This window comes from Bacillus sp. PSXD-155, from assembly GCF_049310765.1.
GTDB lineage: Bacteria > Bacillota > Bacilli > Bacillales > Bacillaceae_G > Bacillus_A > Bacillus_A cereus.
In genome coordinates, this window is record NZ_JBMOWC010000016.1 from 83,926 (window position 1) to 107,331 (window position 23,406).

Sequence of the window (23,406 nt, forward strand, 5' to 3'; positions counted from 1 at the left end):
AATATGACAATATTTAAAGCATATTTTTTTATAAATAATTGTACTTTCTTCTATATTTTTCATCATTTTCATAAAAAAAATCATCTAAAATGAATTAGATGATCGAAATATATGTTTCAATTAAAATAGTGTAGGAGTTTGCACTACGTTGTTAAAAGCGAAATTTGAAGCTAAGCCATTATTCACAAGGTTTACATCTATAACTTGATAAAACGCATTTCCAGTGTCTGCAATTTCCCAAACAGCTAAAATAAGATGGTATCCACTACGGTCAGTTGGTACATTTGCTTCGTGCGTTACTGTTGTCCCTGGTCTAGCTCCACCGTCATTTTTCACATAGAATGGCACTAAATCTAAATCTGATCGCGTTAAAGGTTTATTTGGATTCCAACCTTTTTTCGTAATATAATATTTCCACTCTTTTGTACTATGAGGAGCCGTTAGTTTCCACTTGAATGTATTCGTTCCGCCATTTAACGTAACTTTCTTCCACCTATCTACAGTTTGAACATCTAAAGCGGGAAAATGACCAGCCCCTGCAATTTGTCCATCAGAAGGTCCGAGTTGCGGAAATCCACCTATCCCTTCTACACTTTGTGGTTCATATTGAATCGGTCCACAATTTACATTTACCCCTTGCTTACATAAATAAGATCGGCTCGCTGGTGATTCTACATATCCATGAGCTGAAGCCTTTTCTGAAAATCCAAATGTTAATAATCCCGTAAGTAATACGCCACCACTTAAAATAACTTTCTTCATCTTTTGTAAACTATTCTTTTTCATTCTTTCATCCCCTTCCAATAATAAAGCGAAAATAACTATAGTTGCCTAGTCATCTTCTCTACATTTATTATAAGACGAGAATCATTACTAAAAGAACCCTCTAAAAACTTTCTCAAATTCATTTAGTGCGTTAATTAGATTATAATTAACTATTTTAACACCGCCAGAAAAATATAGACGGTGTTAAAATAGTTTCTTATTATTCAGTATGATAACCTTTTAATCACAATTTATATGCATTTATAATAAAGAACCGTAGCATCTAACTTTCCATTCGGAGAAATTGCATACCCTGGTATTGTTCCAACTTCTTGGTAGTCTAGTGATTTGTACAATTTATTGGAAGGATCTCCTTCTCTAGTATCTAATACTAAAAGAGACCTGTTTTCTTGCTTTGCTCGTTCCTCTGCTTTTTGCATAAGCGATCGTCCAATACCGTTACGTCTAAAGTTTGGATGAGTCATTAATTTACAAATCTCGGCTCTATGAATTCCGTTAGGCTTTGTAACTAATTGTAATTGAATACTCCCTGCTACTTCGTTGTTTATTTTAGCCACATACAATATCACTTCTGGCGCTAATACTGTTTGCCAATACTTTGTTGCGTCTTTTTGTTCCAGTGGAGGCAAAAAACCAATTGATGCCCCATCATTTACAACCATTTTCAAAAGTTTCGAAAGTTCTTCCATATCATTTTCTAGTTTCTTAATTTCTTCAATTACTAAATTTCGCATTACTTTTCCCCCTTTTGTTTCATTGTAACAATTTTTAAAGAAGGAATAATGAAATAATAAGATGAATTTATATTAAGATATGATTTTTTTTGAAAGGATAACGATATGAAATATATATTAGATAGAACGTACGCAAAAGAATTACTCGAATGGGCATATGAACAAAACCCGGGCCCTTGGTTTGAACATTCACTACATGTTGCTCATGCAACTGAAAACATAATTATAGAACTTATAAAAAAAGGGTACAAGCTAGATGCTGACATAGCATATAACGCTGCCCTTTTGCATGATATCGGAAGATACAAAGGTTTTACCAAATCGGTCATTCATTCCTATGATGGTTATATGTATATGAATGATTTAGGATATACAGGAAACGCCATTATTTGTGTGACACACTCATTTCCCTGTAAAAATGAACATATAGATATCGCAGCGGAATGGAGTCTCGTTCCTGACCATATGAAAAGCCGGTTAGTTGCAATATTGAATGAACATAGTAACTACGACTTATATAATAAAGTAATTACTCTTTGTGACGCTCTTGCTGACGCAGATGGCTTTACTACGCTGGAAAGAAGATTAATTTCCGTTGGTTTGCGTCATGGTACAACATCTCATACATCTTTACATTGGAAAGGGTTTTATGCGATTAAGAAAGAATTAGAAGCTTTAATCGGTAAGAGTATATACACAATTCTTCCTGATGTAGGGAAATCTATTTATGAAGATATAGAATATTAAATTGAATACAAATTGAAAACGATAAAAATTGAACCCATCCTAGATAATTTTTATACTCAAATTTAATTTCACATAAAAAACGTTTTAAACATAAAGTTTAAAACGTTTTTTATTCAATGCTTTTGATTTTTCAGTTCTGTTAAACACTCTTGCACTAAAGTTACCGCTTGACTCATCGCAGCTCCGCCAGCAAATGCTGCTGAAACACCACATGCTTCCAAAATCTCTTTATCCGAACATCCTTGATCAAGACAACCTTTTGTATGATAAATTGTACAATACTCATCTTGCGTTGCTAAACTAATTCCTAATGCAATAAGTTGTTTTTCTCTTTTTGTTAAAGCACCCTCTTGAAAACAAGCTTGCGTGAACGCATTATATGTCTCAGCGATTTCAGGAATTTGATTTGTAAAACTACCTATACCTTCTTTATAATGATGTAGAATATCATTTATCGAACTATGTTGCTCATGTTCCATCTTATTCCCTCCAGTCATATTATCCATACCTATTGTAGTATGCGATGAAATGGAGGCAATATACCTTCTTTTAAATTAAGAATTTTCAGTTAATTTACGTTATAATTTTAAATTATCATCTACAATAACTTTTTCTCTAGAACTTTTTCTTTCAACCTCTTTACTTCTTTCTTCCCAAAATGTTAATCCTTCAATCCCCACATTTTTAGGATTAAATACTGGATCTTTCCCTTCTTTTTTCTGCGTTTCATAGTCTTTTAACACTTTTAATGCGATTTTACTTAATAATAGAATCGCGATTAAGTTTAACCATGCCATACTACCGATTCCTAAATCTCCGAGATTCCATAAAAGCGACGCTGATTCAACACTACCGATGTAAACCATAATTAAAAATCCAAATTTTAAAACTGGTTTTAACCAGCCATACTTCAATTGACGATCTAAATAAGTAAGTGTCGTTTCAGCGATATAGTAATAAGCGAGTAACGTTGTAAATGCAAAAAAGAAAATTGCAATTGAAATAAATATTGGACCAAACCCTGTCATCACAGTTTCAACTGCTTGTTGCGTATAAATTGGACCTGCTTCCACATTTCCTATGTTTTTTACAATAGCGCTTTTCCCTTCAGGTATAACATTATACATACCTGTAATTAATATCATAAGAGCTGTCGCTGTACATACGACAATTGTATCGATATATACGGAAAACGCTTGAACTAATCCTTGTTTTGCAGGATGCGATACTTCAGCAGCAGCCGAACTATACGTCGCTTCTCCGACACCAGCAACGTTTGAAAATACAGCGCGTTTTACACCCCATGCAATAGCTGCACCAACAATTCCACCAAACATTTCATTTACACCAAATGCGCTAGAGAAAATTAAAGCAAACATACTTGGAATCTCCGTTACATTCGCAATTAATATGATACATGTAACAATTACATAACCAATTGCCATAAATGGAACAAGCATTTGAGAAACGCCAGCAATTCTCTTTACACCACCAAAAATAATTGCTGCTAGTAACACGACTAAAAATATACCAGTTATATATTTGTTAATACCATTAGAGTTTTCGAATCCAACTGCGATACTACTAGATTGAATACCTGGTAATAACATGCCATATGAAAGTGTTACAACTACCGCTACAATGACTGCAAACCATTTCATTTTTAAACCTTTCTCAATGAAATATGGAGTACCGCCGCGATATTCATTCCCTACTTTACTTTTGTATACTTGAGATAATGTTGATTCAACAAACGCACTCGCTGCCCCTAACAAAGCCATTACCCACATCCAAAATACAGCTCCAGGCCCGCCGAAAGCGATCGCTGTCGCTACCCCTGCGATATTACCAATTCCAACTCTTCCTGATAAGGCTAAACAAAATGCCTGAAAAGATGATATTCCCGTCTCGGAACTCTTTCCTTCAAATAATAGTTTAATCATCTCTTTAAAATAACGAATTTGCAAAAAACGTGTTGCAATCGTGAAATATACGCCTGCCCCTAATGCAAAAACAACTAAACCGATACTCCACACTTGCCCTACTAACCATTCTACTAAATTCTCCATCCAAATCCCCCTTATCATTCTTTGGAAAAGCAATTTTGTATATAAGAAAACGGACAACTATTATCAAACTTTCTAGTTGTCCGCATCTTTCATTATTTCATCCCTCAATTTTTGTCAGTAAAACACCCTATTACTTTATATTTACCCAAACACTTTTCACTTCTGTATAATTATCAAGCGCATATGAACCTAATTCGCGGCCAATACCAGATTGTTTGTATCCACCAAATGGTGCAGCTGCATTTTCTAAGTTATAATCATTAATCCACACCGTTCCTGCTTTTAATTTATTTGCCACTTGATGACCCGTTTTGATATTTTGCGTCCATACACCCGCAGCAAGGCCATAGGATGAGTTGTTCGCTCGTTCAATTACTTCTTCTGTCGAATCAAATGGAAGTACAACAACAACTGGTCCAAATATTTCTTCCTTAACGATTGTCATATCGTCTGTAACGTCTGTGAATACAGTTGGCTTAACGAAATAACCTTTTTCAAGCGCACGTTCGCCACCAGCCGCAACTGTAGCACCTTCTTTCTTCCCTTGGTCAATGTAATTTAACACACGCTCTTGTTGTTTCTTGGATACGAGTGGACCCATTTCCGTTCCTTTCTCCATACCTGCTCCAAGTTTTACGTTGTTCGCCATTTTCACAAGTGCATCTACTACAGTTTCATAATGTTTACGATGAACAAATACACGTGATCCTGCGCTACAATTTTGACCGTGATTATACATAATACCTTGGAATGCACCATTAATTGCTTCTTCCAAGTCCGCATCTTCGAAAATGATATTTGGTGATTTGCCGCCAAGCTCTAACGTTACATGCTTAATCATTTCTGCAGACTGACGCATAATATACTTTCCTGTAACAGTAGATCCTGTAAAAGCAACTTTATCAATGTCATGATGATTTACAATTGCTGCTCCTGCTTCAGGACCAAAGCCTGGTACAAAGTTTACAACACCGTTTGGAAATCCAGCCTCTTTAAAGAGTTTTGCTGTATATAGTAAGGATAAAGGTGTTTGCTCTGCTGGTTTTAATACGATCGTACAACCTGTCGCCAGTGCAGCTCCCATTTTCCAAGAAGACATAACGAGCGGAAAGTTCCACGGAATAATCTGACCTACAACACCTACAGGTTCATGTCTCGTGTAATTTAAGTAATCTTTTGAAATTGGGATTGTTTGCCCAATAATTTTTGTAGCCCATCCTGCGTAATAACGATAATTTTCTACAGTCGCTGAAATATCATCATCAAGTGCTACTTGATATGGCTTTCCATTATCTAAAGCTTCTAGTTGCGCTAATTCTTCTCTATGTTCTTCAATTAAATCTGCTAATTTATAAATAAGATGCGCTCTTTCAGCAGTAGTCATTTCTGCCCACGGACCAGATTTAAATGCAGATCTTGCTGCTTTTACTGCAGCATCAATATCCTCTTCTTGCGCTTCACATACGACTGCTAGAACATCTTCTGTTGCTGGATTGTATGTTTCAAACGTCTTTCCGCCAATAGCAGAAACAAATTCGCCATTAATAAACATTTTAATTTCTTCATTTAAAAACGCTTCCACTTTTGGTTTCAGCTCAATATTTGTCTTTAACATTATGTTCTCCTCCTTATTTAAACAGCTGCATGAGCTGCAATATTTGATAAAATCGTTTGAAGCTTTTGATCTTCGTCAACAGTTAATCCTAGTCTTGGATAGCGAGAAGGTCCTCCCGCTTGCCCATGTAATTCCATGGAACGTTTAACGATTTGAACATATTTCCCTGATCCTTCAAGAAACTCGCAAAGTGGTAAAATAGCATCGTTTATTTCCCACGCCTTTTCTAATTCACCATTTTGAAAATGCTCATACATTTTTGTAACGAGACCGGGAACGATATTTCCTGCTACTGAAACCCATCCCGAAGCACCAACTAAATATGATTCCATAACTAAATCTTCAGAACCACAGAAGACTTGGAAAGCCCCTTCACTTTGTCTTACTAAATCTCTCGCTTTTCGAATATCTCCGCTAGATTCTTTAATATGTGTAACATTTTCACACTCTTTTCCAATACGGAGCATTAGCTCTGTACTCATATCGACACCAGAAGTAAATGGGTTATTGTATAGCATAATTGGTATATTTACAGAGTTTGAGATTTCTTTAAAATGAAAATAAATCTCCTCTTCCTTCGGTTTACAATAGTAAGAGTTTATAATTAATGCACAATCCGCTCCGTGCGCTTCTGCATGTTTCGTATATTCAATTGTTTCTTTTGTGGTCTCTGCTGCAGTTCCAACAATGACTGGAATACGGCCATCAATTTCTTTCAACACAGTTTCTACCATTTTAAATCGTTCTTCTTTTGATAAACTTACAAACTCTCCTGTACTTCCATTAATGATAATACCTGCAACCTTTTGTTCGATAAAGTAATTTACATTTTGTTTTACCCCATCCCAATTAATTTCCTGAAATTCATCCATCGGTGTTATTAATACTGGAAATGCCCCTTTAATTTTTTGCATATTTATCTCTCCCTATCACATTTTATTTTAATAAGAATCCTGCCGGAAACGGATCCGTAGGGTCTAATAGAAACGTCTGCATCCCTGTAATAAATCCTCTACTTTCAAAACGGAAAATGTATCCTAGTTCCTCCTTCTTCACTTTTTCCACAGTTATAAAACTATTAAATATACTTTCATTTTTAAAAGGTTTATCCGCCATATAATCATTTTTAAATAATGCATGAACATAGGAAACGATAGTAGAAACAAAACCTGGCGAACGTACGATAAAGTTATCTTCATGAAATGTAATCGACTTTATATGGTTCTTTTCTTTTTGCGAAGGATCTACTAAAATAAGCCTTTTTATTAGCGACTGTTTTTGTATAGCCTGCAGTGTAGCTTCTCCCCATCTTTTCAATTCTGAAATGTTTTCAACACGAATTTCTGGCGAATACGCACCTTTTTCTACAACTGCATATACTTTATCTGCTTGTATGAGAGAATAACTTACATTACCAACCTGTAAATTTTCCTCAATCAAATAGCAAAGTTTGCTTTCAAACGAAACAGATATAACTTCATCATTCTCTACATACGCATGAACTAAAAATATTCCAGATAACGTTTCAATTTTGTATTGATTGGACTCTCTCTTTTTTAAATACCCACTTTCGAGTAACATCGTTATTACCGCAACAATGCCCCCATAATGAAGCGGAATCGAACCTTCATGATTAAAAAATAATACAGCTGCATCCACTTCATTATGGATAGATGGAACGACAATACACCCATTCAAACCGATAAAACCACGTGGTTCATTTAATAAAAGCTTCATCTCTTCTGCTAATTCACCTGAAAATTGTTCATTTAATTGCTCCAAACTGTAGTAGTATTTGCATGGTACGTCTTTCATTACACGAAATGCCTCGCCATTTACATGTACGTCTACTGCTGTATACATTTTTTGAATGTTCATTTTATATCCTCCGTTTCATGTTCCATCGGCGGAATTAGCAAAAATCCTTCTTTGAGTGGATCCATTTCATTGTAAAAAAATTTATGCATACCCATAAGCCAAGCTGATCCCGTAATTTTCGTTATGACAGCTTCAATATTTTCAACATGTGTCGTATTCACGACATATCCTTTAAATAAAGAACCAACGATACTCTCATGAATGAACTCTTCACCAATTTTGATTTCTTTCTGAGCGTATAATACAGCTAGCTTCGCAGATGTTCCTGTACCGCATGGGGATCGATCTATTCCGCCTGGTGGTACAACAACTGTATTTTTCACATGCGCACATTCATGAGTAGCATCTGTATAAAATTCAACATGTGTTAATCCTCTAATAAACGAATACTTTGGATGAATGATTTCAAACTTCTCATTAATTGTGTTTCTTATATGAATCGCCTTATCGATGATTGTAGATGCATTTTCTGGTACTAATTCTAGGCCTACTGACTTCGCATCAATAATGGCATAAAAATTCCCTCCATACGCAATATCAGCCTCTACAGTTCCAATGTCTTTGACGTGTACAGTAATATTTTTCAATAAAAAAGCTGGTATGTTACAGAAAGATACCTCTTTTGCTTTTCCATCTTGAACAGCAATATCTACTTCCACTAAGCCAGCCGGGGTATCTAGTTTTAAAGAAGTAATCGGTTCAACTACTGGAATTAAACCTGATTCAACTAACGCTGTACATACACCGATTGTATCGTGACCGCACATCGGTAAGTATCCACCTGTCTCTATGTATATAACACCTATATCAGCCTCAGGATGACATGGGTCTGTTAATAATGCCCCTGACATTACATCATGACCACGCGGTTCATTCATTAACAATTTTCGAATCCAATCATATTCCTTTTTCATATGTAACATCTTCTCTGCCATCGTCTCTCCAATCAACTTTGGAAGTCCGCTAATTAATGTCCTCGTTGGATTCCCGCCCGTATGTGTATCAATAGTCGTAAAGACTCTTTGTGACCTCATCCGTTTAACACCCTTTCTGTAAAACGACTCAAACGAAGTGGTTCAATAGGAATAATTGTCTCTTTTTCATTTAATAACTCTTCAATTACTTTCCCAGTAACTGCTGCAAGACTAATCCCATCCCCTTCATGTCCAGCGGCAATGAAATAATTCGGAATATGTTCCACTCGTGAAATAATCGGTAAATGATCTTCTGTCCACGGACGTAAACCAGCGTAAGAACGAATTACCATCATATCTGCCATTTTCGGATAAAAGCGAATCGCTCTATTTGCGATACATTTAATGACTTCATTGTTTATTCTCGTATGAAACCCTACAAATTCACGACTACTTCCAATTAAGAAATTTTGACTTTCAGTAGGCTCAAATACGAGCGCAACCCCGTATTTTTCAGTTAAAGCATCTACTTTTCTTTTTCCGCCAAATTTAGAAATTAAATAACCGAATTCCATTACTTTACGGCATCCTACATGTTGTTGCCTTGATGCTACTATAATATGCCCTTTTCTCGGTTCAATTGGTATATTTACATTTAACATCTGACCAATCTTAGGAGCCCACACACCGGCTGCATTTACAACTTGTTTTGCTGTAAAAGTACCATTCGTAGTTTCTACAACAAATGAACCATTCGTCTCTATTTTCATACTCTTTACTTCGGTCTGCTTAAAGGCTTTTGCGCCAAACTTTTGTGCCTCTGACAGAAGCGAGAAAGCAAGGAGATATGGATTCACAGTTGAATCCGTCGCACATTCTAAACCGCCTAATAAATCATCAGCAAAAAAAGGCGACTCTTCTCTTATATCTTGCCTATCAAGCATTCGAAACGGTAATCCAGCTTTTTTTTGCCGATTTACCCATTGCTGTGCAGCCTCCATCTCTTCGTCTGACTCACATACGAGAATACTTCCTGGTGCCCTATATTCAAATGAATGCTCTAATTCTTCACTTAAATCAGTTACTAATTTTTGACTTACTAAAGACATTTGACTATCAAACCCTGGGTCTTTATCAATGGCCAAAATATTCCCATCACACCGTGAAGACGTCCCGCTGACAAATTCTCCTTTTTCAATGATTGTTACGTCTCTTCCGTATTTTGAAGTGTAATAAGCGATAGAACACCCTATTATTCCACCACCTATAATTAAAACGTCGCAGTGCCTCACAATATACTCCTCCTTTCCCTAAACCTCTCACTTTCTTTTATGCAATTGACGTGCCAATTCTGCACATATACAATTTCCATAAACAATATTTTTATTTGTAAAAATAATTCAAATTTATAGTAAATAGGTGTATTATTTTTTTATCACTGTCAAAATTTTTATACATAACGGGAGGATATTATGGCATTTTCATTTCCGACTATACAAGAGTTTTTGGAAAGTATTTTAATCGATCATACATGTAGCCTTAATCACATTAAGCAAGTAAACGAAAGGTTTTATTATCTCCCTTCTACTACAGAAGAATATAATTGCGCCATTATTTATGTAGATGACTCATTCACTGCACTAATTGACGCTTTTTCTTATGAATTAGCTGTTATCATCCTTAACGAAAACGATGAGCCGAAATGCTGTATAACTTCTCAGCAAATGATTCCATTTCTTTATAAGTCCTACAATGAACTACAGGCATTTTATGACACCGTAATACTAACAACTGACTCTTCTGTTACAGTCATTGATAGTAAAGAATGCGTTCGAACTTGGACAGATGGTGCTGAAAAAATATTTTCAGTCAACCATAATGAAATTATTGGGCAACCGATTACTCGTTTTTTTGATTATAAAGACTTGGAAATTTTACAATCTTTACATGATGGAAAAAGCATAGTCGCTCAGTTCCATCAGCCTCGTCCCGATTTATTCGTATTAATTAATTCAAATCCAGTTTATTGTAATGATGAAATTATAGGAGCAGTCGTTTCAGAAACAGATGTTACAAATCAAGTCGCTTTAAATGAAAAACTATTTAATATGTCACATGAAATGCACCGTTTAGAACAAGAAGTGGCAAAGTATAAAGATGAATCTGATCCTTTCCTTGCGATGAATGGAAAAAGTCCTGTTATACAAAGAACGATACAATTAGCTAGAAAAGTTTGTTCGGTGAAATCAACTGTTTTAATACTTGGGGAAAGCGGAGTTGGAAAAGAAGTATTTGCGAAAGCAATTCATGAAGCAAGTGAAGCAGCGAAGGCGCCTTTTATTTCGATTAACTGCGGGGCAATTCCAGAAGCGTTATTTGAAAGTGAATTATTCGGTTACGAGCGTGGGGCGTTTTCTGGAGCTAATAGTAAAGGGAAAAAAGGTAAAATTGAACTCGCACAAGGCGGTACTTTATTCCTCGATGAGATTGGCGAAATGCCGCTCGATATGCAAGTAAAACTGTTACGTGTACTACAAGAACGAAAGTATTACCGAGTTGGCGGAGAAAAAGAAATTAATATTGATTTCCGCATTATCGCTGCTACAAATCGGGATTTACAAGAAGAAATGAGAAAAGGAACTTTCCGAGAAGATTTATATTATCGTTTAAATGTAGTTAGCCTGCATATTCCACCGCTGCGTGAAAGACGAGAGGATATTATCGAACTCACATACTCATTCTTAAACGATTTTTCGATCAACTATAACCGACCAATTCGTGACCTACCTTCAAGCATTATGCATGAACTGCTTCATTACAATTGGCCAGGTAATATTCGCGAACTTCGAAACGTTGTTGAACGACTTGTGGTATTCGCAACAGACGGAATTATAAAACAAGAATATTTACCATTTCATACGACTGAAACTTTAGACAACCATACAGCTCATTCCCTATTACTCAGCAACAATAATACAATCCTTTCTTTACAAGAAGAGATGGATGAGCATGAGAAAAAAGTTATTGAAAGGGCTTTACGAATTTTAAATGGGAATAAATTAGAATGTGCAAAACAACTTGGCGTAACAAGGGCTACTTTATATAACCGTTTAAAAAAACTTGGACTTCAATAAAGAAGCAGTATGCACCGATTAGGCGTTTACAGGTAGCTCTCTCTCTCCCTCCTCTATATTGGCATGATTTTTGCATATATAATTTGTGCAAACCGAACTAGAGGAGGAATACACATGACCAATAAAAACAACTTAATCGTTTGTCGTTGTGAAGAGGTTACATACGGACAACTTCAATCGACAATTGCTGAATATAACTGCTCGGCAAGAGAATTAAAACTAAGAACACGTGCTGGCATGGGATTTTGCGGTGGTCGCACATGCAGAATAATGATAGATCGAATGATTGAAAATGCGAATCCTGACGTAACTCTTAATGAACTACCGTTAAAATATCAACCACCAATACGTGCAGTTACTTTTGGATCGGTAGGTGAAAGTAAATGAGTAGAATTACACATCACCCTATTTTAGGTACTTTACAAAGTAGTGAGCGTATTACTTTTCAATTTAACGGTCATCAATACGAAGCATATGAACATGAAACGATAGCTGCTGCCCTGTTAGCAAATGAAATACGGACATTAAGAGTTCATGAAGATAGCGGGACACCGCGAGGTATTTATTGTAATATCGGGCACTGTTCTGAATGCCGCGTGACAGTAAATAATCAAACAAATGTACGCGCATGCTTAACTGTTGTAGAAGAAAACATGGTTGTTGAAAGCGGGAAACAGCATCCAAATATCGTGAGAGAGATGGTGAAAAAACGATGAGTGATGTAATTATCATTGGTGCAGGACCAGCGGGATTATCTGCTTCTATCTCTTGTGCTCGTTTCGGACTAAAAGTGCTCGTTATTGATGAATTTATGAAGCCGGGCGGGAGATTGTTAGGACAGTTGCATCAAGAGCCTACTGGAGAATGGTGGAACGGAATAGAAGAATCGAAGCGACTTCATGAAGAAGCAGAATCACTTTCAGTACATATTAGGTGCGGTGTTTCGGTCTATAATTTAGATAAAGATGAAAACAATTGGTTTGTACATACTAATATCGGTACGTTAGAAGCACCGTTCGTACTACTTGCTACTGGTGCTGCGGAATATTCTATTCCCCTTCCAGGCTGGACACTTCCAGGAGTGATGTCAATTGGAGCAGCTCAAGTTATGACAAATGTTCATCGCGTGCAAGTTGGAAAAAAAGGAATCATTATTGGTGCTAACATTTTGTCTTTCGCCATTTTAAGTGAATTGCAATTAGCGGGAATTAAAGTAGATCATATTGTACTCCCTGAAAAAAGCGAGTTAAGTCAAAAAGCTGGTGAACCTGAAGAAGTTTTAAACTCTCTTTTAAATGCAGCACATCTCGCTCCTTCTGCTATTTTACGAATAGGTAGCCACTTTATGAAATATGATTGGATTCGAAAAGCTGGATTAACATTCTATCCAAACAGCGGAATGAAAATAAACAGAACGCCACTTCACCTTCGGAAAGCAGCTCTTGAAATTATCGGAACAGATCAAGTTGAAGGTGTACGTATTGCTAATATTGACTCTAAAGGAAATGTTATTAATGGATCAGAGAAAATATATGAAGCAGATTTTGTTTGTATTGCCGGGGGATTATATCCACTTGCCGAACTTGCAGCTGTAGCTGGTTGTCCCTTCCATTACATTTCAGAATTAGGCGGACATGTTCCTCTCCATTCCGAAACAATGGAAACCCCTCTTCCTGGTTTATTTGTAGCTGGCAATATTACAGGCATTGAAAGCGGAAAAATTGCGATGGCGCAAGGAACAGTTGCAGGTCTATCAATTGCTAAATACGCAGGTGAAAAACATGATATAGTCGACCAACAATTATATCACGCCATTCAAAACGTTCACTCTGTTCGTCAAAAAGCTGCAATTCAGTTTAATCCGATGGTAGATATCGGTAGACGAAAGATGAATGAAATTTGGCGTGATTATTCTTCTACATATGCACATACTAAAAAGAGCTGCTGAGATTATTCTCAACAGCTCTTTTCTCTACTCATCCAAGTTATTAAATTTCGCTAATGCGTAAATACCTTCTTCATCATCTAATTCAAGTTGTAATCTCGCTGCGAATGAATTGACATTATATTCTCTGTCAAGCAATAAGCGTAATGCTTCGATTAAGTTTGCTTGAATTAAAATTTGCTGGCGACCATTTACCTCTACTTCCGCAGAGAAACCGTAGTCATCGTCATACATGAGTTCAACTAACACTTCTTCTGGACCCACTTGTCTTTTTTCAGCTATATATACGCAAAGCGCATTTATTAATTCTTGTTCAGAAATTTTTATTGTTTCCATGCTACTTCATCTGCCTTCTTCTTACGTTGGTCTTTGAAGTATTTAAATGCACGAACTGCTAACATTACGATACCAGCCATTACTAACATATTTACCATAAACGCTAATACAGAACCAAGAGCTCCCATATTTGCAAATAAGCTACCCATTAGTAAACCACCAAGACCACCTAGTAATAAACCTTTCATAAAGCTTCCTTTATTACTTTTTGGTGCTGTGTTTGTTGCTTTCGTTTTTGAATCTGGAGTCGTTTTTTGAGAATTTACATTTGAGTCTTTTTTGTTTAAATCAACTTTTGACTTTTGACCTGAACTTGGTGTAAATGATTTTTTACCAGATTTGTAACTTTTCGCTGCTGCATGATCTACGAACATAAAGCTGCTAGCCCCAAAGATAACCATAAATGCTGTCATTACTGCTACAAGTTTTTTCAACATATTATATCCATTCTCCTTTTATATAGATATATGTGAAATCTATCTTTCTAGTAAATTCAGAATGATAGATTTGTTTTTAAGAACATTTTAAAGGTTCTTATGAACTCATTATATGAACTTTTGTCGAAATATGCAAGTATTATTTACTTCCGACAGTTTGGTGACAAAGGAAAAATTAAGCAAAACAGAATTGACTTTAAATGAAACAAAACATATTATAAGTTCATAAGAACTTTTTATTATTTTGGAGGTGAAAAGATGGAAACATTTCATCTCACACGAAACGAAATGGCTACCCTTCTTCTATCACTAAGAGGATGGAATACGAAAAAGCCTCTCGGTATTTTACAAGAAGCTTGGGCAAAGTCACATAAAAAAGATATTGAAAGCGGACAAAGCGTTACAGCTTTTATTACTACCGCACTTTCACCTATTTTTGAAAAGCTGATTAAAATTGACGATACTGATGTCGGTTTTTCTTTAAATGAAATAGTTGCGCTTGGCAATCAGATTGAAAACACAAGTTTCTCTGTAACTGCTATGCAAAACTGGGTGAAACGAGATATAAAAGAAATGATTGGCTCTCCTCAAAAAGGGAAAAAATATTCGATTGAACAAGCAGCCTTACTGTTCATTGTCGAAGATTTAAAAACAGCACTTGATTTTGAATCAATTCGTAAGCTATTACGCCTTATCGTTAATGACCCAGCCGATCGAAGTGATGATTTAATCAATCCTGTTCATTTATATGTAGCATACTCTTCTCTATTTGAAGAACTCAATCAAGGGAATTGCTTACAATTAAATGCAACAGATACCGTTCATACAATTGAAAACATCGTAAAAGAAAAAGCTGATAAAATCGCAAGCAAGTTCGATCAAATTAATAACGAACAACGCGAAGCAATTCGTAACGCTATTATCATTGCGACCCTTTCTGTACATACCGCTTATGTACAAATGTTAGCAAAGCGTTACGTAACAGCAACTTTATTTTTACAGAACTTAGATGTGAAACCTTAAAATATAGGAGCAGAAATGCTTCTATTTTTTTAGGAGAAATTTTTAATAACCTTTTCATTAACCCTTCATGAAAACGTGGCTTATATCCTTTACTATAATACTTATGAGAGACATAAAAGAATAGAAATAGCAATCCCCTATGTAAATAAGGTATAATCTACATATAGTGAACCTTTTATGTCATTAAATAAAAGGTTCTTATACTCAAAAATTCATAAACTAGAAGGTGCAACAATGTTAAGTAGTTTTATTCATTCAGTATTAACGTTTTTTGAAGGATTAGGTTATTGGGGCATTATGCTTGGACTTATGATTGAGATTATCCCAAGTGAAATTGTCCTTGCTTATGCAGGATACTTAGTATTCAATGGAAGTATCTCATTTATAGGTGCTGTTGTATTCGGTACAATTGGCGGTGTTATTGCCCAAATCTTTATTTATTGGCTTGGACGATACGGCGGACGACCTATATTAGAACGTTATGGAAAATATATTTTCATACATAAAAAACAAATAGATGCTGCAGAAGATTGGTTTAATCGTTACGGAACTGGCGTCATTTTTACAGCACGCTTCATTCCAGTAGTGCGTCATGCGATTTCAATTCCTGCTGGTATTACAAAAATGCCTTTACTACGTTTCACTACATTAACAGCACTTGCTATTATCCCTTGGTCAATCATTTTCATTTATCTAGGTGAAAAACTAGGTGAAAATTGGGAGAATATAAACGATATTGCTGGTCCGTATGTGAAATCATTCGCAATTGGTGGCGTCGTACTCATTCTTTTATACTTCGTTATAAAAAAATGGACAAAAAAGCATAAAAATCTTGCTTAAGAATATAATAAAAACCGCTATAAATTCATTCGAAATTATAGCGGTTTTTTATTTATATATGAATTAATCTTCAGGAATTATATAAACACCTTTCCATCTACATTTATATGGATAAGCAACCATTCAATCATTCTTTTCGTATATTATCTCAAAAAGGAGTGATTCCCCTATGCATTGGCAGCAAAAAATACCATACCTGATTGGACGCCCTATCGGTATTTCCTTCATAAATGGGCAAGGAACTTCAGGTGTATTATGTTCAGCGCATGATGGACAATTATATGTGTATGAATACCTTTATCAAGCTCAGTTCGCAATGAAACATTATGATTATAGACAGGTTCAAGATATACATGCATTCCCAAATTGCCCTCACCAAAATCCTCTATACTAAAAAAATCGGAACGGCTCATAGCCATTCCGATTTCTATACTTTATTTCTCAGAATAAAATTTCTGCACTGCTTCATCAAAATAAATCCAACCTTTCCAGCCTAAATGAATCGTATCTTTTAAGAAATACTTATCATATTCATGACCAGAGAAATCAACTACTGGATATCCTGCTTTCTCAACCTGTTCTCGAATTTTTTTATAATACACTTCACGGCGTTCTTTCGGGAAGCCAGTATAATCATACCAAGGCCCATTTACAGGTACAGAAATAAAGAGTGGTTTGACATTTTTCTCTTTAAATAAATCTAAAATAATTTGCAAATCATCATATTCTGGTGATTCATCATATGTTTCATTTGCTCTAAAGTTTTTTAAACCTTTTAGTTTTTTCTTCAGATTATTCTTATGATAATAAGGATTTTCAATTCCGAATGTATTTGTAGTAGACTCAGCTTTCCCTTCTTGTTCCGCGTGTTTACGTGCATCTTCCCAAGAAATTGAACGAAGTCCGATATCTGTTTTCTCTTTCATCGGTTCGATTTTAAATAAAGAGTTAAATAAATCTCTATGATCTAAAATATTTCGATGCATATAAGCAAGTGGTTTAGCTAAACCTGCTTTAATGTTATGTTTCGTATCATTATATACAATACCTTCTAATGAATTTTTTAATATATCATCTTCTTGAACAACTTTATAATCTAATAGCCGTTTCGCGATTTGCTTCTTCATTTCTGGATTTATCTCATCATTAAAAATAAAATAATATGCTTGTTGTTTGGAGAAATTATTAGTGAAATCCCCTTGTGAAACACCAGTCTTTGTAAACCATTGTGGTGAAAGAACAAAGACTACTTTTTTACCTTCTAATTCATCCATAGTAGATGTCATATTTAAAATATGAGCTAAACTTTGTGTACCGCCAGTTCCAATTAAAAACGGTGTAAAACCAGCTGGATTTACTTTGAAATAATTAGACGGATGATATGCATCCATTCGTAAAAACTCTGATGAACCGTACATCGGTAAATACTGTGAATTCTCTAACATTTTTTGCTGTAAGAAAACACTTTGTAATTTCTCTTTTTGTAAAGAAGTTGCCGCATCTTCTACCTTCTTATCACTAATAAGCGATACTAAACTTTTCGATGGGATTAGAATGATAATGAAAAAAAGCACACACGCTAAAATTATCGGACCAAAAGCATGCTTCATTTTCATCTGCTGTCCCTCTTTCTATCGGTATTAAATTGTAACCCTTGTTTTTGACACGTCATCTTTTCTCTCCTTTTTCTCTATACATGTTCCATTCTATTTATCTATTATATACATGTATGTATTTCCTTACTTGTTCTATTAAGCCCTATATAAATAGCGCAAGAAAATGTTTCCATAGAAACACGTTAATTATACAGGATTCTACATAAATTTCACACTGGAATTTTAGTAATAATTTTATTATTAAGTCGTAAAAAAACATATGAAATGTCTATATTTCATTCGGAACTGTACAAAAAAACAGACTATCACATACGTGAAGTCTGTTTCCCCATTCTTTTATTTTTGTACATCTGCCCATTTTAAACTTGTAGCTGGACCAAATTGATGTACATATAAATCTTTCACATACGGTTTTTGTAAGTAAGATAATCCGCGCTGGAATACCGGTGCAATTACTGCATCATCAAGTAGCATTTTTTCAGCTTCTTGCATTGCTTTCCAGCGAGCCTTTTCATCATTACCTAATTCTGTTTTAATCTTCTTAATTAACGCATCATATTCTGGATTTGCATATTCTGTATTATTAACACTGCTTCCAGAAAGGAATACTTCTAAGTAAGTCATTGGATCTGGATAATCCGGTAACCAGCGTGATAACGACATTTCATATTCTTTCTTCTTCTCTAGTGCTAATTTTTGCGTATGTGGTTGCAATTTCACATTCACTTTTAAACCTGGTAAATTTTTCTCAAGCTGCTCTTTAATGTACTCTCCAACTTTTTTAAAGTTTTCTAAGTCATAATTTAATAGTTCTAACGTCACTTCATCTGTACCTGTTTCTTGCTTTGCTTTTTCCCAATATTCTTTCGCTTTTTTTACATCAGTTTTATTAAACTCACCTGCCGTACTTCTAAAATCTTTTTTATCTGGTCCCTTTAAAAATCCTTTTGGTACGTAATAGTTTGCAGCAACCGAACCATCATTTAAAAATGAATCCGCAAGTCCTTTCTTATCAAAAACTGTACTTAGCGCAAGACGTGTATTTTTATTTTTAAGAATCGGTACATTTTCATTAAATCGGAAGAAGTACATAACTGGATCTGTATATTGTTTTAGCTCTTTATTATTTTTATATTTATCCACGAATTCTGTAGAAATAACAGCTCTATCAACTTTATCTGTTTCATATAAATTTACCGCAGTTGAAATTTCTTTTACAATTTGATAGTTTACTTCATCTAACTTCACTTCTTTTTTATCCCAATACTTATCGTTTTTCTTCATTGTAAAGCTAGCTTCATGCTTCCACTCTGATAATGTAAATGGTCCATTATATACCGCTTTATTTGCTTCTAATCCGTATTTATCACCTTGCTCTTTCGCATATTTTTCGTTAATTGGATAGAAGGATGGTAAAATTAATAATTTCGTAAAATACGGTACAGGATGTTCTAGCTCTACGACGAACGTTTTATCATCCTTCGCTTTTACTCCTAATTCATCTAGACCTAGTTGTTTTTTATTTATCTTCTTAGCGTTTTTCACATCGTACGCAATGTATGCATATTGAGAAGCGGTATCTGGATTAATCAATTGCTTCCAAGCGTATACGTAATCATGAGCGGTTACTGGATCTCCGTTTGACCATTTCGCATCACGCAAATGAAATGTATATGTCTTTCCATCTTTACTCACTTCATATTTTTGTGCGCCTGCCTCAATTACTTCATCATTTTTCGATAGACGGAATAGTCCTTCCATTACGTTATTCAAAACGTTAAACGAGACTGCATCTGTGACTTTCCCTGAGTTTAACGACGGAATTTCACCCGTTTCTAGTAACTGTAATACTTTCTTTTCATCTTTCGGCTTTGTTGCAGTTTTTTCTTTTGCGCAGCCAACTAAAAATGAAGAAACTAATAGAGTACTAACTAATGAGTAACGAACAACTTTTTTCATTTAAAAACCCCCCTCTATTTTTAAGGTAAGTAACGACGAGCACCAGCGTATTCTTCTATATATCCTGGTGTATTTAGCGGTATAATCTCTACCGACCTTTCAGCTCTTGGTGAGTGAATCATATTGCCATCACCAATATACATTGCAACGTGATGGACACTACCTTTCCCTTGATCATGTGCAAAGAAAATTAAATCTCCCTTTTGTAAGTTTTCTTTATCAACTGCAATTCCTGCTCTTGATTGCGGTCCAGAATCTCGCGGAATTGTAATGCCGTGCGATTTATAGATCGTATGCGTGAAGCCAGAGCAATCAAATCCAAAACCACTTGTACCAGCCCATATATACGGTAAACCTAAAAACATTTTCCCTGTGTTAATTAAATCATCAGCTGTCGGTTTTGGAATATCAGTTTGAGAACGGTAAACTGTTCCATCATTTTTTCGTAGCCATGCTTTCTGACCATTTGGCAACAATACACGGTATGAAATTGTGTCTTCACTTAATAGCGGCAGTCTTGTATTATAACTGACTTCAAGTGATTTATGTTTTTCAGAAGGATTTATATATAAAATCGCTGTTGGCTTTGTTATTAACACAAAAGGTTCATTTGTTTTATCTGCAAATTCTTGATTATATGTTAATTGCTTTTCAGGCATCCAGCCCGGATAACCTTCTTCATTTCGTGGTGTTGGCTGTCCATGCACTAATACCTTCACCCACTCGCCTTTCTTATCAATAACAGTTACTTCTTGACCGAGTAACGCTTGTGTTTCTAATTTATTTGCATTTGTTAACCATAGTTTCTCGTCAAGTGTCATTGATTTCGTCCATTTCCAAAGATCCACTGGATTTGTTGCACTCGGTGTATCGATTGACCTTAATGAATCAGGTGCTGTCCATAACGTTGCAGCAGATACATCTATAAATGCTTTATTATCCTTCTTTTCTTCAGCATTTGCCGATGTAAACGATGAAAATATAAATAAAGTTGTTAAAAATGCAGTTCCTACTTTTTTCATATATATCCCCCTTAAAAAAATAGTTTACTAGTCTCTTCTCCTAAGACTTACTATTCACTGTCGATTGAAGGTTTACCTTTGATCCAGAATAAGTCATTCCTTCTGGCTCTTCCATTAACCAAAGCGGTGCATCAAGATCAAAATAATGTATATTAGGATGTGCTGCCGCTAAATGTGCAACAGCGCTAACGGAAAGTGAAGATTCCATCATGCTTCCCACCATACACTTCACACCAGCCGTTTCTGCGATATCTGCAATACGCCATGCTTCACGTATGCCACCACATTTCATTAATTTAATATTAATTAAGTCTGCGTATCTTCCTTGAACGAGCTTTAATGCATCACTTGCTGAAAATATACTTTCATCGGCCATAATTAGCGTTTGCACACGATCTTTGACGTACTTTAACCCATCCCAATCTTTCGCGTGTACTGGTTGTTCAATAAATTCTATATTTAAATTACGATTTTCCATCTCTTGAATGATAGAGATCGCTTCTTTTGGACTCCAACCTTGATTCGCATCTAAACGTAATGTCGTATTTCTTGGTACTACATTTCGAATTGCCTCAATACGTTCCAAATCTAAATGCGCCTCCTTACCCACTTTAATCTTTAATGTTTGAAATCCTTTTTCTATATGTTTCTTCGCTTCTTTTGCCATTAATACAGGCTCATCCACACTCACTGTAATATCGGTATAAATTTCTTTCTTCCCGCCTAACAATGCATATAACGGCACATTTTGATATTGGCAATATACATCATATAGAGCGATATCTACCGCTGCTTTCGCACTTGAATTTCCAATACAACTCATTTGAATGCGCTGTAGTAACTGCTGAAACTGAATGATATCTTGACCAATTAAACATGAACGCATCGGTCCTAAAATCGCATCTTCCATTCCACTGGTGAAATCACCCGTAATAACTGGCGTTGCGGCTGCAGCCCCCTTACCAATCACTCCTTCGTCTGTATGAATATAAACATCTATACTTTCAATTTCTGTTACAGTACGAAGCGCGGTTTTAAACGGTGTATGAAGTTTTACACGTCTACGATTTACTTTTACATCTGTAATTTTCATTTTGTTCATCCTTTCGTTCTCCAATGAAGTGAAATCTTAATCCACCGGAGATTTATACCCACGAATTATTAGGTAAACTTATTGGGCATTTACTCTTCTATCACTCTACTTTGTTTTCGTTTACTTTTGATGTAGAACGATAATGTGAAATAAAAAAATCCAGCCATAAGAATGATTCTTACGGCTGGATTTTGTCTATGATTGAGTAGACAAAGCAGCAATCTGATTATATTTTTTCTGTGCATCTTTTAGCGCTACAAGTAACGCTTTTTGAGAAGAGCCGAAATATCGGTTCTTTACTTCCATTACTAACGCCGGGTCATTTATATTTTTATGTAGAAATAAATATTTAACAAATTGAGATGTTAATGCAATTGTCGCTGAGCAGTCTGCATCTACAATTTCCCCTGTATCCTTAACAAGTACAAATGCTACGAAATAGCTTTTAAACTTTTCAGTAATGGGATTATTTTGAGGTGCTTTCGCATCCCCTACGATATAAATTGTATTTGAAGCGTACACAGCTATCTTCCTTTCTTATACGAGGATAACGGGTTTCTTAATAGTCGTATGAGCGAGGAACTCAACGTTGATTAAAAAATGTATCCGCTTACCTTGTATTATAATATAATTGACAGAATTTTAACAACATTTATTTTAGTGCATATTCCATATTTATGCAAATAGCTTAAACTCTTCATTTTTACAATATGTGATTGTTCCTTGTACCATGACATTCATACATAAAAAACTGCACCTCCAATTGTTAGACGGTGTCTAACAATTGGAGGTGCAGTTCAATGGCTAGCTGTTTTTTTACTACTTTGGCATCACAAATATAGTTTCATTTGACTTAGAAAATTGATACTCTTTTCTCGCAAACTTCAAAATTTCTTCTTCATCGTCTGTTAAATTTTCTATGTTAGTCTTTAAAGAACCTTTATCTTTCTTTAAAGATACTAATTGTTTCTTTTGATCCGTAATCGTATCTTTCTTTTTATCAATTACTTCTTGTTGTTTCGTTAAAATATATTGAACGTACAGAGTAGTTGCCGCAATAAAAAGGACCATTAAAATAAGACGCCTTAACTTCTTTTTATTTATCTTACGCTTGTCACTAGGTTGTGATGATTGTTCTGGTATATTAGGAACATTTACTCGTTTGAGTTTCCTCATTCAAATCCCCCTAACCCATATTTTTCACTACCATCGGCACGTTTTCTTACTAAACTAAATTCTATTCTTATAAAATAAACTC

General features: G+C 35.3%; 25 protein-coding genes. 8 read left to right on the plus strand and 17 right to left on the minus strand.

Annotated features, from left to right (window positions below):
• Positions 1 to 120: 120 nt before the first annotated feature.
• Entirely contained in the window at positions 121 to 786 is a 666-nt protein-coding gene (locus ACO6VI_RS18550) for a lytic polysaccharide monooxygenase (protein ID WP_016081274.1), read from the minus strand.
• Between the two features lie 230 nt (positions 787 to 1,016).
• Positions 1,017 to 1,520 carry a GNAT family N-acetyltransferase gene (locus ACO6VI_RS18555; RefSeq protein WP_023522191.1) on the minus strand — a complete coding sequence of 168 codons (504 nt, stop codon included), beginning with the start codon at positions 1,518 to 1,520 and terminating at the stop codon, positions 1,017 to 1,019.
• Between the two features lie 105 nt (positions 1,521 to 1,625).
• Between ACO6VI_RS18555 and ACO6VI_RS18560 the strand changes: the two genes are divergently transcribed.
• The gene (locus ACO6VI_RS18560) at positions 1,626 to 2,267 is read left to right on the plus strand and encodes an HD domain-containing protein (protein WP_063547547.1); all 642 of its coding nucleotides are present in this window, start codon (positions 1,626 to 1,628) and stop codon (positions 2,265 to 2,267) included.
• 113 nt (positions 2,268 to 2,380) lie between these two features.
• Here the strand turns inward: ACO6VI_RS18560 and ACO6VI_RS18565 are convergent, their stop codons facing one another.
• From ACO6VI_RS18565 to ACO6VI_RS18595, 7 genes are all read right to left on the minus strand, one after another.
• Positions 2,381 to 2,773, minus strand: a complete 393-nt coding sequence (locus tag ACO6VI_RS18565; protein WP_001999958.1) for a carboxymuconolactone decarboxylase family protein — start codon at positions 2,771 to 2,773, stop codon at positions 2,381 to 2,383.
• Positions 2,774 to 2,845: 72 nt separating this feature from the next.
• Entirely contained in the window at positions 2,846 to 4,336 is a 1,491-nt protein-coding gene (locus tag ACO6VI_RS18570; protein WP_006920613.1) for an alanine/glycine:cation symporter family protein, read from the minus strand.
• Between the two features lie 130 nt (positions 4,337 to 4,466).
• Positions 4,467 to 5,951: an aldehyde dehydrogenase family protein gene (locus tag ACO6VI_RS18575; RefSeq protein ID WP_063547549.1), complete on the minus strand. Its 1,485-nt coding sequence runs from the start codon at positions 5,949 to 5,951 to the stop codon at positions 4,467 to 4,469.
• A gap of 17 nt (positions 5,952 to 5,968) precedes the next feature.
• A complete protein-coding gene (gene dapA, locus ACO6VI_RS18580; RefSeq protein WP_001169449.1) occupies positions 5,969 to 6,865 on the minus strand; it encodes a 4-hydroxy-tetrahydrodipicolinate synthase in 897 nt (298 codons plus the stop codon).
• Positions 6,866 to 6,887: 22 nt separating this feature from the next.
• Positions 6,888 to 7,829, minus strand: coding sequence for a proline racemase family protein (locus ACO6VI_RS18585; protein WP_001025560.1), 942 nt, complete (start codon positions 7,827 to 7,829; stop codon positions 6,888 to 6,890).
• Positions 7,826 to 8,863 carry a proline racemase family protein gene (locus ACO6VI_RS18590; protein ID WP_063547551.1) on the minus strand — a complete coding sequence of 346 codons (1,038 nt, stop codon included), beginning with the start codon at positions 8,861 to 8,863 and terminating at the stop codon, positions 7,826 to 7,828. Before ACO6VI_RS18590 ends, ACO6VI_RS18585 begins: the two co-directional genes overlap by 4 nt.
• On the minus strand, positions 8,860 to 10,035 hold the full coding sequence (locus ACO6VI_RS18595) for an NAD(P)/FAD-dependent oxidoreductase (protein WP_063547553.1): 1,176 nt from the start codon (positions 10,033 to 10,035) through the stop codon (positions 8,860 to 8,862). Before ACO6VI_RS18595 ends, ACO6VI_RS18590 begins: the two co-directional genes overlap by 4 nt.
• A gap of 180 nt (positions 10,036 to 10,215) precedes the next feature.
• Between ACO6VI_RS18595 and ACO6VI_RS18600 the strand changes: the two genes are divergently transcribed.
• The 4 genes from ACO6VI_RS18600 (at position 10,216) to ACO6VI_RS18615 (ending at position 13,825) form a co-directional block, all read left to right on the plus strand.
• Positions 10,216 to 11,877 carry a sigma-54 interaction domain-containing protein gene (locus ACO6VI_RS18600; RefSeq protein WP_063547555.1) on the plus strand — a complete coding sequence of 554 codons (1,662 nt, stop codon included), beginning with the start codon at positions 10,216 to 10,218 and terminating at the stop codon, positions 11,875 to 11,877.
• 114 nt (positions 11,878 to 11,991) lie between these two features.
• Positions 11,992 to 12,264, plus strand: coding sequence for a (2Fe-2S)-binding protein (locus tag ACO6VI_RS18605; protein ID WP_000182619.1), 273 nt, complete (start codon positions 11,992 to 11,994; stop codon positions 12,262 to 12,264).
• On the plus strand, positions 12,261 to 12,593 hold the full coding sequence (locus ACO6VI_RS18610; protein WP_000087063.1) for a (2Fe-2S)-binding protein: 333 nt from the start codon (positions 12,261 to 12,263) through the stop codon (positions 12,591 to 12,593). The genes ACO6VI_RS18605 and ACO6VI_RS18610 overlap by 4 nt, the downstream gene beginning before the upstream one ends.
• Positions 12,590 to 13,825 carry an NAD(P)/FAD-dependent oxidoreductase gene (locus tag ACO6VI_RS18615; protein ID WP_063547557.1) on the plus strand — a complete coding sequence of 412 codons (1,236 nt, stop codon included), beginning with the start codon at positions 12,590 to 12,592 and terminating at the stop codon, positions 13,823 to 13,825. Before ACO6VI_RS18610 ends, ACO6VI_RS18615 begins: the two co-directional genes overlap by 4 nt.
• Positions 13,826 to 13,849: 24 nt before the next feature.
• Here the strand turns inward: ACO6VI_RS18615 and ACO6VI_RS18620 are convergent, their stop codons facing one another.
• Positions 13,850 to 14,158: a YxcD family protein gene (locus ACO6VI_RS18620; RefSeq protein WP_023522202.1), complete on the minus strand. Its 309-nt coding sequence runs from the start codon at positions 14,156 to 14,158 to the stop codon at positions 13,850 to 13,852.
• Positions 14,146 to 14,595 carry a hypothetical protein gene (locus ACO6VI_RS18625; protein ID WP_000914478.1) on the minus strand — a complete coding sequence of 150 codons (450 nt, stop codon included), beginning with the start codon at positions 14,593 to 14,595 and terminating at the stop codon, positions 14,146 to 14,148. Before ACO6VI_RS18625 ends, ACO6VI_RS18620 begins: the two co-directional genes overlap by 13 nt.
• A 258-nt stretch (positions 14,596 to 14,853) precedes the next feature.
• Between ACO6VI_RS18625 and ACO6VI_RS18630 the strand changes: the two genes are divergently transcribed.
• From ACO6VI_RS18630 to ACO6VI_RS18640, 3 genes are all read left to right on the plus strand, one after another.
• Positions 14,854 to 15,618 carry a DUF1836 domain-containing protein gene (locus ACO6VI_RS18630; protein WP_000447231.1) on the plus strand — a complete coding sequence of 255 codons (765 nt, stop codon included), beginning with the start codon at positions 14,854 to 14,856 and terminating at the stop codon, positions 15,616 to 15,618.
• A 234-nt stretch (positions 15,619 to 15,852) separates the two neighbouring features.
• The gene (locus ACO6VI_RS18635; protein ID WP_063547559.1) at positions 15,853 to 16,458 is read left to right on the plus strand and encodes a DedA family protein; all 606 of its coding nucleotides are present in this window, start codon (positions 15,853 to 15,855) and stop codon (positions 16,456 to 16,458) included.
• A 169-nt stretch (positions 16,459 to 16,627) separates the two neighbouring features.
• Positions 16,628 to 16,852: a hypothetical protein gene (locus ACO6VI_RS18640; protein WP_000558692.1), complete on the plus strand. Its 225-nt coding sequence runs from the start codon at positions 16,628 to 16,630 to the stop codon at positions 16,850 to 16,852.
• A gap of 40 nt (positions 16,853 to 16,892) precedes the next feature.
• On the opposite strand, the gene dltD is transcribed toward ACO6VI_RS18640, so the two are convergent.
• The 6 genes from dltD to ACO6VI_RS18670 form a co-directional block, all read right to left on the minus strand.
• Positions 16,893 to 18,074: a D-alanyl-lipoteichoic acid biosynthesis protein DltD gene (gene dltD / locus ACO6VI_RS18645; protein ID WP_161519852.1), complete on the minus strand. Its 1,182-nt coding sequence runs from the start codon at positions 18,072 to 18,074 to the stop codon at positions 16,893 to 16,895.
• 336 nt (positions 18,075 to 18,410) lie between these two features.
• A complete protein-coding gene (locus ACO6VI_RS18650) occupies positions 18,411 to 20,033 on the minus strand; it encodes a peptide ABC transporter substrate-binding protein (protein ID WP_161519851.1) in 1,623 nt (540 codons plus the stop codon).
• Positions 20,034 to 20,053: 20 nt separating this feature from the next.
• Positions 20,054 to 21,055 (minus strand): C40 family peptidase, encoded by a 1,002-nt coding sequence (locus ACO6VI_RS18655; RefSeq protein WP_023522207.1) that lies wholly within the window; start codon positions 21,053 to 21,055, stop codon positions 20,054 to 20,056.
• 40 nt (positions 21,056 to 21,095) lie between these two features.
• Positions 21,096 to 22,157, minus strand: a complete 1,062-nt coding sequence (locus ACO6VI_RS18660) for a dipeptide epimerase (RefSeq protein ID WP_161519850.1) — start codon at positions 22,155 to 22,157, stop codon at positions 21,096 to 21,098.
• Between the two features lie 186 nt (positions 22,158 to 22,343).
• Positions 22,344 to 22,670, minus strand: coding sequence for a DUF3870 domain-containing protein (locus ACO6VI_RS18665; RefSeq protein ID WP_000271314.1), 327 nt, complete (start codon positions 22,668 to 22,670; stop codon positions 22,344 to 22,346).
• A gap of 297 nt (positions 22,671 to 22,967) precedes the next feature.
• Positions 22,968 to 23,324, minus strand: a complete 357-nt coding sequence (locus tag ACO6VI_RS18670) for an FtsB family cell division protein (RefSeq protein WP_001228739.1) — start codon at positions 23,322 to 23,324, stop codon at positions 22,968 to 22,970.
• Positions 23,325 to 23,406: the final 82 nt, after the last annotated feature.